The 11,723-nt window shown below is 67.7% G+C and carries 11 protein-coding genes; 8 read left to right on the top strand and 3 right to left on the bottom strand.

Annotated features, from left to right (window positions below):
- From RMO23_RS01460 to RMO23_RS01440, 5 genes are all read left to right on the top strand, one after another.
- Positions 1-469: sugar phosphate isomerase/epimerase (locus RMO23_RS01460; RefSeq protein WP_309678323.1), on the top strand; the 469-nt coding region annotated here is incomplete at its 5' end.
- Between the two features lie 13 nt (positions 470-482).
- A complete protein-coding gene (dhaL, locus tag RMO23_RS01455) occupies positions 483-2,255 on the top strand; it encodes a dihydroxyacetone kinase subunit DhaL (protein ID WP_309678322.1) in 1,773 nt (590 codons plus the stop codon).
- Positions 2,256-2,274: 19 nt separating this feature from the next.
- Positions 2,275-2,724, top strand: a complete 450-nt coding sequence (gene rpiB, locus RMO23_RS01450) for a ribose 5-phosphate isomerase B (protein WP_309678321.1) — start codon at positions 2,275-2,277, stop codon at positions 2,722-2,724.
- On the top strand, positions 2,721-3,560 hold the full coding sequence (locus RMO23_RS01445; RefSeq protein ID WP_309678320.1) for a transketolase: 840 nt from the start codon (positions 2,721-2,723) through the stop codon (positions 3,558-3,560). The genes rpiB and RMO23_RS01445 overlap by 4 nt, the downstream gene beginning before the upstream one ends.
- Positions 3,557-4,555, top strand: coding sequence for a transketolase family protein (locus tag RMO23_RS01440; RefSeq protein ID WP_309678319.1), 999 nt, complete (start codon positions 3,557-3,559; stop codon positions 4,553-4,555). The genes RMO23_RS01445 and RMO23_RS01440 overlap by 4 nt, the downstream gene beginning before the upstream one ends.
- Positions 4,556-4,580: 25 nt before the next feature.
- Here the strand turns inward: RMO23_RS01440 and RMO23_RS01435 are convergent, their stop codons facing one another.
- The 3 genes from RMO23_RS01435 to RMO23_RS01425 all read right to left on the bottom strand — a co-directional run bounded on the left by RMO23_RS01435 (position 4,581) and on the right by RMO23_RS01425 (position 7,821).
- A complete protein-coding gene (locus tag RMO23_RS01435) occupies positions 4,581-5,510 on the bottom strand; it encodes a DMT family transporter (protein WP_309678318.1) in 930 nt (309 codons plus the stop codon).
- Entirely contained in the window at positions 5,507-6,187 is a 681-nt protein-coding gene (locus RMO23_RS01430; RefSeq protein WP_309678317.1) for a methylated-DNA--[protein]-cysteine S-methyltransferase, read from the bottom strand. Before RMO23_RS01430 ends, RMO23_RS01435 begins: the two co-directional genes overlap by 4 nt.
- A 98-nt stretch (positions 6,188-6,285) precedes the next feature.
- Positions 6,286-7,821, bottom strand: coding sequence for an AlkA N-terminal domain-containing protein (locus tag RMO23_RS01425; protein WP_309678315.1), 1,536 nt, complete (start codon positions 7,819-7,821; stop codon positions 6,286-6,288).
- Positions 7,822-7,958: 137 nt separating this feature from the next.
- Here RMO23_RS01425 and RMO23_RS01420 point away from each other — a divergent pair, with 137 nt between their 5' ends.
- The 3 genes from RMO23_RS01420 to RMO23_RS01410 all read left to right on the top strand — a co-directional run.
- Positions 7,959-9,344 (top strand): phosphomannomutase/phosphoglucomutase, encoded by a 1,386-nt coding sequence (locus RMO23_RS01420; RefSeq protein ID WP_309678311.1) that lies wholly within the window; start codon positions 7,959-7,961, stop codon positions 9,342-9,344.
- Positions 9,345-9,549: 205 nt separating this feature from the next.
- Positions 9,550-10,578, top strand: coding sequence for a lipopolysaccharide heptosyltransferase I (waaC, locus tag RMO23_RS01415; RefSeq protein ID WP_309678310.1), 1,029 nt, complete (start codon positions 9,550-9,552; stop codon positions 10,576-10,578).
- Positions 10,575-11,723: 3-deoxy-D-manno-octulosonic acid transferase (locus RMO23_RS01410; protein ID WP_309678309.1), on the top strand; the 1,149-nt coding region annotated here is incomplete at its 3' end. The genes waaC and RMO23_RS01410, both read left to right, overlap by 4 nt.

Raw genomic sequence — 11,723 nt, 5'->3', positions numbered from 1 at the left:
GTGGATCGGCCTGGAAAACCCGGGCGACGGCTCCGACAACCTGCTCAATACCGCCGCCGACGGTCCCGCCCTGCTGGCCGGCATCGGCCACCCGAGGGTCGGCCTGAACTACGACGCCGGCAACACCATTTCGCACCGGCCTGGCGTCAATCCGGCCGACGACGCGCTGGCGGCCATGCCGCTGTGCCTGCACACCCATGTCAAGGATGTGCGGGCTGACGCGCAAGGGTATTTCTTTACGCCGCTGGGCCAGGGCCAGATTGACTGCGCGCGCATCCTTCGGGCGGTGGCGCGCACCGGCTTGAACCTGTCGATCGAGATTCCGCTGCGCCTGCACCGCCTGCCCGACGCCCAGCCCAGCCGCTCGCCCTACCGGGTGCCCCTGACCGACATCGAGGCGGTACTGCGACCGGCCCTTGCCTTCGTGCAGGAGTGCCTGGACGCGACCGCCGTGGCCAGCGAAGGATGATGGAGTGCCTGCAATGAATCGCGTGATCAATTGCCCCGACCTGGTGGTCGAGGACATGCTCAAGGGCTGGTTGCTCGCCCATGCCGGCACGGTGTGCGCAGCGCCGGCCAACCCGCGCGTGGTGCAGCGCGTCCAGGCGCCTGAGCGTGGCAAGGTCGGCGTGATTACCGGTGGGGGTTCCGGCCATGAGCCGGCTTTTCTTGGCTATGTTGGCGACGGCCTGCTCGACGCGGTGGCGGTTGGCGAGATTTTCTCATCGCCCACGGCCAGGAGTTTTCTTGATGCGATGCACTCGGCCGACGGCGGCGCCGGCGTGGCCTGCCTGTACGGCAACTACGCCGGTGACAACATGAACGTGAAGATGGCGATGCAGATGGCCGAACGCGAAGGCATCACGGTCAAGACCGTGGTCGCCAACGACGACGTGCCGTCGGCACCCAGGGGCGACGAGGCCAGGCGTCGCGGCGTGGCCGGCGAGATCTTCATGTGGAAAGTCGGTGCTGCCAGGGCGGCACTGGGCGGTTCGCTCGACGACGTCATTGCGGTGGCGCAAAAGGCGATCTCGAACACCCGCAGCATCGGCATTGGTCTTTCGGCCTGTGTGATTCCGGCGGTGGGCAAGGCCAACTTCAGCATCGAGCACGGCACGATGGAAGTCGGCATTGGTCACCACGGCGAGCCGGGCATCGACGTGCGGCCCACCGCCAGCGCGGCCGAGATGGCCGGGATGATGCTGAACGTGGTGCTGCCGGATCTGCCGTTCGCATCTGGCGACCGCGTCGCCGTGCTGCTCTCCGGCCTGGGCGCCACGCCGCTGATGGAGCAGTACATCCTCTACGGCGAGGTCGCGCAGCGGCTGCAGGCGCAGGGCATCACCGTGGCTTTCAGCCAGGTCGGCAACCTGTTCTCCTCGCTCGAAATGATGGGCGTCACGCTGACCGTGATGAAGCTGGACGACGAGCTGGTCGCCTGCCTGAAGCACCCCTGCGGTTCGGTCGGCCTCACGGTGCTCGGGGACTCCGGCGCCGGCCGGGTCTACAGCGGCGGCGTGACTGGGCCTGCGGTAGCGGCGGCCCTGGCGCGGCCGCTGGCCGCCGCGCTGGCACCGCGCACCGCGACCGGCCCGGCGGTCGCGCTGGCCAGCGCCGGGGACCTGGTGCGTGACCTGATCGCCACCATTGTTGAGCACCGGCAGTACCTCAGCGAGATCGACGGCCTGATCGGCGACGGCGACCACGGCATCAACATGGCCAAGGGCTTCACCGGTTGCGGCCAGCGGCTCGATGCCATGGGCGACAAGGCCCGGCAACTCCCCGCCGCGCTGGAGCAGCTTTCGCAGGCCTTGATGGACGACATCGGGGGTTCCATGGGCCCGCTGTATGGCCAGTTCTTTCTCGGCTTTGTCACCACCCTGGAGCCGCACGCCCAGCTCGACGCCAGCCTGTTCGGGCAAGCGCTGGCCGCAGCGGTGGCCAATGTGCAGCAGATGGGCAACGCCAGGGTCGGCGACAAGACGCTGATGGACACCCTGGTGCCGGCGCTGACCGCCTACAACGATGCGCTGGCCGTTGGCGCGGGCTTTGCGCAATGCCTGCAGGCCATGGCGGAAGCCGCCGAAGCCGGTCGTGACTCGACCCTGAATCTGCAGGCGCGTATTGGTCGCTCGGCGCGCCTCGGGCCGCGTTCGATCGGCGTGCTCGATGCCGGTGCCACCTCGTCGTGCCTGATTCTGCTGTCCATGGCGCGCTCGCTGCAGCGTCGGCTGGACGCCCCAATTTCCGTTTGACATGACTCGAAAGACCGCAATGAAACTTGCCATTGGCTGTGACGAGGCCGCCTATGACCTCAAGCAAACGCTTAAAAAACACCTGGCCGACGCCGGCCACGAGGTGACCGATTTCGGCACCCATGATGCCCTGCCGGTGCTCTACCCCGACGTCGCCTTCGCGGTGGCCGAGCAGGTGGCCGCTGGCGCGTTCGAGCGCGCCCTGCTGCTGTGCGGCACCGGCATCGGCATGGCGATCTCCGCCAACAAGGTCAAGGGCGTGCGCGCTGCGCAGTGCCACGACACCTATTCCGCAGAACGCGCCAGCCGCAGCAATGATGCGCAGATCATCACCATAGGCGCGCGCGTGGTCGGTCCCGAACTGGCCAAGTCCATCGTGGACGCGTGGTTGCGCAGCGACTTCGATGGTGGCCGTTCGCAGCCCAAGGTGGATCTGATCGAGGCCTACGAAGCGGGGCACACGACATGAATACAGTCGCTTCGCTGGCCGATTGCGCCTACCGCATCCGCCGCTATGCCCTGCGCATGGGCGAGGTGCAGGGCCAGGGCTACATCGGCCAGGCGCTGGGGCTGGCCGATGTGCTGGCGGTGGCCTACGGGCACGCCCTGAACTTGCGGCCTGATGACCCGGTCTGGGAAGGGCGTGACCGCTTCTTGCTGTCGCACGGCCACTACGCGATCGCCCACTACGCGGCGCTCATCGAGGCAGGCGTGCTGCCCGCAGACGAACTGGAGAGCTATGGCAGCGATGACAGCCGCCTGCCGATGTCGGGCATGGCCAGCTACACGCCGGGCATGGAAATGTCAGGGGGCTCGCTGGGTCAGGGCCTGGTCATTGCGGTCGGCATGGCGCTGGGCCTGCGGCTCAAGCGCAACCCGGCCTTTGTCTACAACTCGATGTCCGACGGCGAGCTCGACGAGGGCTCAACCTGGGAGGCGGCGATGTCGGCCGCCCACCACGGCCTGTCCAACCTGATCTGCCTGGTCGATATCAACAACCAGCAGGCCGACGGCCCGTCCAGCCAGGTGCTGCGTTCCGAACCCGTGGCCGACAAGTGGGCCGCCTTCGGCTGGCATGTGCAGCGCGTGGACGGCAACAACCTGCCGGCCGTGCTGGCCGCCTTCGATACGGCACGCCAGCTCGGTGAAGCCAGGCCGCGCGTCATCCTGCTCGACACGCTGATGGGCAAGGGCGTGCCTTTTCTTGAGCAGCGCGAGAAAAACCATTTCATCCGGGTCGATCCGCCCGAATGGCAGCAGGCCATCGCGATGCTGGACGCCCAACACGCGGGAGCCGCCGAATGAACACCGTGACCGAGAAGAAACCCCGGCTGACCACGTCCGCCATGATTGCCTCCATCGCGGCCGAGGGGCAGCGCACCCGCGCCGCGCCGTTTGGCAAGGCGCTGGTCGCGCTGGCGGCGCAGCGGCCCGAAATCGTCGGCATGACGGCGGATCTGGCCAAGTACACCGACCTGCACCTGTTCGCCCAGGCCTATCCGGAACGCTTTTTTCAGATGGGCATGGCCGAGCAGTTGCTGATGGGTGCCGCCGGCGGACTGGCCAAGGAAGGCTTCACCCCCTTTGCCACCACCTATGCCGTGTTTGCCACGCGCCGGGCCTACGACTTCATGCACCAGGTGATCGCCGAGGAGGGCCTGAACGTCAAGATCGTTTGTGCGCTGCCGGGCCTGACCACCGGTTACGGGCCCAGCCACCAGGCGGCTGAAGATCTGGCCATGATGCGCGCCATGCCCGGCATGACGGTGATCGACCCCTGCGACGCGCACGAGATCGAGCAGGCCGTGCCGGCCATTGCCGACCACGCTGGGCCGGTGTACATGCGCCTGCTGCGCGGCCAGGTGCCGCTGGTGCTCGATGAATACGGTTACCAGTTCGAGCTGGGCAAGGCCAAGATGATCCGCGACGGCCGCGACGTGCTGTTCATCTCGACCGGCATCATGACCATGCGCGCGCTGGAGGCCGCGCAGGCCCTGCAGCGTGACCAGGTCGATGCCGCGGTGCTGCATGTGCCCACCCTCAAGCCGCTGGACGCCGCGACGATTCTGCGCGAGGCGGCCCGACCCGGCCGCCTGGTGGTGGTGGCCGAGAACCACAGCATCATCGGCGGCCTGGGCGAGGCGGTGGCGGGCGAGCTGATGCGGGCCGGTGTGCATCCGGTGTTCCGCCAGATTGCTTTGCCCGACGCCTTCCTGGATGCGGGCGCGCTGCCCACCCTGCACGACCGCTACGGCATTTCGACGACGGCGGTGGTCGCCTCGGTCAAGGCCTGGCTGTAAAAAGGCGACGCATGGGCACCGGCGTTCATTTGAAGATTTTCAGCAGCCCGGTCGCCAGCGCCGTGCCGCAGACAATCACGGCCGCGCACACCACCATCCAGCTTGTCACCGCTTCGCCAAGGAAGAGGACGCCATAAAGCACGGCAAACACCGGCACCACAAAGGTGACCGACAGCGCGCGTTGCGGCCCGGCGTTTTCGATCAGGCGAAAAAACAGGATGTAGGCCACGCCGGTGCACAGCACGCCGACGGCCAGCAGCGCCAGCCAGGCGGTGCTGCCGGGCATGTGCGCCGGCCACAGCAGCGCGGCGGGCAAGGCCAGGCCCAGCGTGGCGCCGATCTGGCTGCCGGCGGCGGTCACCAGCGGGGAGAGGCCCGACAGGTAGCGCTTGGTGTAGCTGGCCGAAATGCCGTAGCAGATGCAGGCCAGCAGGCAGGCCAGCACGGCCCAGCCTGGCGCCACGCCCGAGGCATTGGGCTTGAAGGTGGCCTTGTCCCAGGCCAGCATGGCGACGCCGGCAAAGCCGACGACCAGGCCCAGCACGCGCGAGCTATTGGGTTTGTCCTTGAGCCAGGCCCAGGCCACCAGCGCGCCGAACATCGGCACCGTGGCATTGAGGATGGCCGACAGCCCGGTCGTGATGGACAGCAGCGCGAACGAAAAGCAGGCAAACGGAATGCCGGAGTTGAGCACGCCGATGAAAAATGTCTGGCGCCAGTTCTTTTTCAGCTCGGGCAGCAGGCCGCGCAGCCACACGATGGGCAGCAAAAACACGGCGGCAATCGCCACCCGCACGGCGGCCGTGGGTAGCGCGCCAAACTCGACCGCGCCCAGCCGCATGAACAGAAACGAGGAACCCCAGATGGCGGCCAGCAGGAGGAAGTCGCTGCCCCAGCTGCGCGGGGTGGAGCGGGCGCCAGCGGATAGCGCCGTCTCCGAAGACTGCGCGCTCAAGGCCGGGCCTCCTCAAGCGCAGGGTCAAGCCTGAGCTGCGCCGCCTTGCCTCGCAACCAGCGATAGTCCCCATCCAGGCCAAGCGCACCCTCCAGTTTGAGCAGCGCCGCCTTGCGATCGAGCCCGCCGGCATAGCCGGTCAGCGCGCCGCCGGCGCCCATCACGCGGTGGCAGGGCACGATGATGCTGACCGGGTTGCGCCCCACGGCGGCCCCCACGGCGCGCACGGCGGAGGGTTTGCCAATGCGGGCGCTGACTTCGCCGTAGCTGGCGGTGTCGCCCTGGGCAATCGTCAGCAGCGCCTGCCACACCGACTGCTGAAACGCCGTGCCATGGCTCAGGTCCAGCGGCACCTCAAAGCGGGCGCGCCGGCCGGCGAAGTAGTCGTCGAGCTGCTGCATGGCCAGCTTCAAAATTGGATGCTCCGGGTCGCTGGGCCAGGTCGCCGTGCGCCGCGACGAGCCGCCCGCGGCCAGCACGGCCCAATGACCGGGTGCAACGGGCAGCGCAACGCCCTCGACGCACGAGGCGGCGGGCGCGCGGGCCAACAGTTCTGGCGGCAAATGGCGCTGCCCTTCAAACCACAGGCCGGCCAGGCCTTTGCCGCTGGCAGCAAGAATGATGGGGCCCAGCGGGCTGGTGTAACGGGTCTGGACGACCGGGGTGTGAAATTTCATGGTGTTCTCCTTGAAGTGTCTGTGATTGGCTGAAAACCTGCTTTTTCAGGGTCTTTTGAGGCTCTGGCCCAAGCATTACAAGCATGTGTAGCTATCAATTAAGGAGCAACCGGCGGCTCCTCCGGCGCGCCCAGCGTGCCGCTCCAGGCGCGAATCACGGCATAGCTGCGCCAGGGCGCCCAGGCGCTGGAGGCCAGCGTGGCTTGCCGGGCCGGGTTTTTCAGGGCCTGCACGCCCAGCGCCTTGTGCAGCGCCACGTCGCCCGCCGGAAAGGCATCGGGCCAGCGCAGCGCGCGCATCGCGATGTACTGCGCCGTCCAGTCGCCAATGCCGGGCAATGTCTTCAGTAACGCCAGCGTGGCCGGCACATCGGCGCCGCTGTGCAATTGCAGGCGCTTGTCCAGCACCGCCTGGGCAATGCCGACGATGGCCGCCTGGCGCTGCCTGACGATGCCGAGCTGGCCCAGCGCATCGCCACCGGCCGCCGCCAGCACCGCAGGGGCGGGGAACAAGCGCGTCAATTGCGGCCAGGGCGTGGTGATCGGCTCGCCAAACTGGTCCACCAGGCGCTGCGCCAGGGTGCGGGCGGCGGCCACCGTGATTTGCTGGCCCAGCACGGCGCGCACGGCCAGTTCGTAGCCATCGAGGGCGCCCGGCACGCGCAGCCCGTCGCCAGCCGGAAAGTGGCGGTGCAGCACGCTGTTGATGGCGGCCGGGTCGGCGTCCAGGTCAAACGCGGCGCGCACCCGGCGAATCAGCAGCGGCAGCACCTCGCGCAAAGAATCACCGACCTGCAGCACCAGCTGCGTGCGCGCCTCATCAAAGCCGGCCAGCAGCCAGCCGCTGTGCACCTTGCCCCCTGTTTCAATGCGAAATGTGCGTCCAGTCCCCGGCTGCTGTGCGTCAGAAGCTATGAATTCAATAGCATTGATGGCCCGCTTGCGGAAGAACCCGAGCATCGCCTGCACGTCATACGGCGGGCGGTAGCCGAGCCGAATCGTGATGCCCTGGCTGGCCGGCCTGACCACCGCCGTGCCCTGGCGCCGCAACGCGGTCGGATTCAGCTTGTAGTGCGCCACAAACGCCGCGTTGAAGCGCCGCACGCTGGCAAAGCCGCTGATCAGCGCGATCTGGGTGATGGGCAGTGTGGTGTCGGCCAGCAACTGCTTGGCGGTGTGCAGCCGCCGCGTCTGCAAATACTGCAGCGGCGACACGCCAAACTGCGCCTCGAAAATCCGCCGCACATGGCGGTCGCTGACGCCGAGCCGGGCCGCCAGTTTCTCCACCGAGGGTGCTTCATCAGTCCAGACTTCAGTTTCATCGAGCAAGCGCGCCGCCTGGTGCGCCAGGATGTAGGACGCGTCCTGGATCGACCAGACCACCGAATGCGGCGCCAGCTCGGGCCGGCAGCGCAGGCAGGGCCTGAAGCCGGCGTTCTCGGCCTGCGCCGCATGCTGAAAGAAACGGCAGTTTTCGCGCCGGGGCGTTTTGACGCGACACACCGGCCGGCAGTAAATGCCGGTGGAGGTCACGGCGGTAAAAAAGCGGCCGTCAAAGCGCGCGTCATGCGCCGTCAGCGCCAGGTAGCAGTCATCGTCGGAAAGCCGGATGGGGGAGACGTCGGTGCGGGTCATGGGGAAATGATACGCCGCGCCCGGCCCTAGACTAGCCGTTTTCGGACATCTGGCCAGGGCCCGCCGGCGCGGGCAAAAAAAGACCGCAGCCTACAATCAATCTCCATCGGTTCAGCCATCGAACCCGGAGATTTCCAATGCAAGTCAGTGCATCCAGTTTCAAGGCCTACGACATTCGCGGCGTCGTGCCGTCCACCATCCACGAAGCCATGGCCGAGGCCCTGGGCAAGGCCTTTGGCACGGCGGCGCTGGCCGAAGGCGAAAAAACCGTGGCCGTGGGCCGTGACGGCCGGCTCAGCGGGCCGCTGCTTGTGGCGGCGCTGATACGCGGGCTGGCCGCGGCCGGGGTCAATGTGATTGACATTGGCATGGTCACCACGCCCATGCTGTATTTTGCCGCCAGCACGCTGGCCTCCTCGGGCATCCAGGTCACCGGCAGCCACAACCCGAAAGACCACAACGGCTTCAAGATGGTGCTGGCCGGGCGCGCGATTTATGGCGAAGAAATTCAGGCACTGCGCCGCACCATGGAAGCCGAAACCTGGACGCTGGCGGCCCAGGGCGGCACCATCAGCCATGCCGATGTGGGCGCCGATTACCGCGAGCGCATCGTCTCCGGCATCAAATTGGCGCGGCCCATCAAGATCGTGATTGACTCGGGCAACGGCATTGCCGGCGCCTCGGCCCCGGCGATTTTCCGCGCGCTGGGTTGCGAGGTGACCGAGCTGTTCAGCGAGGTTGATGGCAACTTCCCGAACCACCACCCCGACCCGAGCAAGCCGGAAAACCTGAAGGACCTGATCCAGGCCCTGCAAAGCGGCGACGCCGAACTGGGCCTGGCCTTTGACGGCGACGGCGACCGGCTCGGCATTGTCACCAAGGACGGCCAGAACATTTACCCCGACCGCCAGATGATGCTGTTTGCGCGCGATGTGCTGTCGCGCGTGCCCGGCGGCACGATTGTTTTTGACGTGAAATGCTCGCAGCGGCTGGCGCCCGAGATAGCGGCCGCCGGCGGCGTGCCGCTGATGTACAAAACCGGCCACTCGCTGATCAAGGCCAAGATGAAGCAAATCGACTCGCCACTCGGCGGCGAAATGAGCGGCCACATCTTCTTTAAAGAGCGCTGGTACGGCTTTGACGACGGCAGCTACGCCGGTGCCCGCCTGCTGGAGATCGTAAGCCGCGTGCCCGACGCCGGCGCGCTGCTCAACGGCCTGCCGACCAGCTTCAGCACGCCCGAGCTGAATGTGGCCTGCAAGGAAGGCGAGCCGCCTGTCGTGGTCGAGGCCCTGATGAAGGCGGTGAGCTTTCCTTCTCCGGCCAAGATTTCGACGATTGATGGCGTGCGTGTCGACTGGCCCGATGGCTTTGGCCTGATTCGCGCCTCCAACACCACGCCGGTGCTGGCGCTGCGTTTTGAAGGCCACACACCAGAGGCGCTGCACCGCATCGAGGCCGACATGCTGGCGCTGCTGCGCAGTGTCAAGCCTGACGCGCAGATTGCCGCAGCGGCGCATTAAAGATGGTGCCCCCACGCTCGTCACTTCGTGTACTTCGCTGCCCCCCTGGGGGGCGCTGCGCCTGCGGCCCGGCAAAGCCGGCTCCGCGGCCCCGGCTGGAGAAGATGGTGCCCCCACGCCCGTTACTTCGTGGACTTCGCTGCCCCCCTGGGGGGCAGGCCTTGCTTGGGGCGGCCCGGCGCGGCGGCCTGCCGGCTTGCGCGTTGTGAAAATCCTTTTAGTCAAACTCTCGTCACTGGGCGATGTGGTGCATGCCCTGCCGGTGGTGCAGGACATTGCAGCCGCCTTGCCTGGAGCGCAGATCGACTGGGTGGTGGAAAAGTCGTTTGCGCCGCTGCTGGCGCGCTGCGCCGGTGTGCACCGGGTCATTCCGTGCCGGATCCGCCACTGGCGCAAGTCGCCGCTGGCGGCCGTCACGCGCGGCGAATGGACCGCCTTCAAGGCGCTGCTGCGGCAGCAAAGCTACGACGCGGTGATCGACCTGCAAGGCCTGACCAAGTCGGCGCTGGTGGCGCGGCTGGCGCGGCTGGCCCCCGGCGGCAAACGCTATGCGCTGGCTAACCAGACCGACGGCTCGGGCTACGAGGCGCCGACGCGCTGGGTGGCCGATGTGGCGATTGAGATCGCGCCCCGCACCGGCGCCGTGCAGCGCTCGCGCGAGCTGGCGGCGCGGGCGCTGGGCTACACCCCGCTGCCAGCCCCAGATTTCGGGTTAAAAAGGCCTCCAGCCCAGGCAGAACGTGCGCAGTCAGCTACTGAAAAGATAGCAAGCAACACCGTCGCCCTGGTCCACGGCACCTCGCGCGCCGACAAGGAGTGGCCGCTGGCGCATTGGGTAGCGCTGGGCCAGCGCCTCATCGCCGCCGGCTACCCGGTGGCGCTGGCGCACGGCAGCGCCAAAGAGCTGGCGACCAGCCAGGCCATCGCGCAGGCGCTGGGTGCAGCTAGGGCAACGGTCTGGCCCCTGTTAACACTTGACGCCCTGACCGACCAGCTCGCGCACTGCGCCGGCGTCATCGGCGTTGACAGCGGCGTCAGCCACATTGCCGTCGCGCTCGACTTGCCGCATGTGCAGATCTACAACTTTGACACCGCCTGGCGCACCGGGCCAGACCCGCGCACGCAAAGCCGGCAGGTCAGCGTGTTTGCCCAGCCCACGCCCAGCGTCGATGCCGTCTGGCAGGCCTGGCTGGGCTGCAGCACGGGCCTGGTGCAGCCGGTGGCGGCCCGGTGAACGCGCTGGTGCTGCGGCTGTATTCGCTGCTGATGTGGCTGGTGCAGCCGCTGCTGCGCCGCAAGCTGGCGCGCCGCGCCCGGCACGAGCCCGGCTACAGCGAAGCGGTGGAAGAACGCTTTGGCCGCTACAGCCAGCCGGCCGAGGCAGCGTCAGAACTGGTCTGGCTGCATGCCGTGTCGCTGGGCGAAACCCGCACCGCCGGCCTGCTGCTCAAGGCCTTGCGCGCGCAGCACCCCGGCCTGCGCGTGTTGCTGACCCACGGCACCGCCACCGGCCGCGCCGAAGGGGTGGCGCTGCTGCAGCCGGGCGACGTGCAGGTCTGGCAGCCCTGGGACAGCCCGGCCGCCGTCGCCCGGTTTTTCAGCCACTTCAAGCCCCGGCTCGGCCTGCTGATGGAAACCGAAATCTGGCCCAACACCGTGGCCGCAGCCAGTGCGCGCGGCGTGCCGCTGCTGCTCGTCAATGCCCGGCTGTCGGGCAAATCGCTGCAGCAGGCGCTGCGCATGGCGCCGCTGGCCTACCCCGCCTACGGCGCGCTGACGGCGGTGTACGCCCAGACGCAGGACGACGCCACACGCTTTCGCCAGCTCGGCGTGGCGGTGGCGGGCGTCTTCGGCAACCTCAAGTTTGACGCCACGCCCAACGCCAGCCAGCAGGCGCAAGGCCGGGCCTGGCGCCAGGCGCTGCAGCAGCCGGTCATCATGCTCGCCAGCTCGCGCGAGGGCGAGGAAGACGCCTTTATCCGGCAAATAATGGCTCTAGCCCAGGCAGAACGTGCGCAGTCAGCTATTAATTTGGTAGCAGATGATTCCGCTAGCGCTGCCCCCGCCAACCGTTTCAAACCCCTGATCGTGCCGCGCCACCCGCAGCGTTTTGCCGAAGTGCAGGCACTGGCCGAACAGCTGGGCCTGCGCGTCTCGCGCCGCTCGGCCTGGGCCGGCGCAGATCGGGGCCCGGTCGGCAGCGACGAGGCGATGCAGGCCGACCTCTGGCTCGGTGACTCGCTGGGCGAAATGGCGCTGTACTACGGCCTTGGCGACGTGGCCCTGCTGGGCGGCAGCTTTGCCCCGCTGGGCGGCCAAAACCTGATCGAAGCCGCCGCCTGCGGCTGCCCGGTCATCATGGGCACGCACACCTTCAAC

Origin of the sequence: Polaromonas sp. (genome assembly GCF_031411155.1) — a bacterium.
GTDB lineage: Bacteria > Pseudomonadota > Gammaproteobacteria > Burkholderiales > Burkholderiaceae_C > Polaromonas.
The sequence above is the reverse complement of the archived record's forward strand: the minus strand, read 5'-3'. Positions and strand labels throughout refer to the sequence as shown.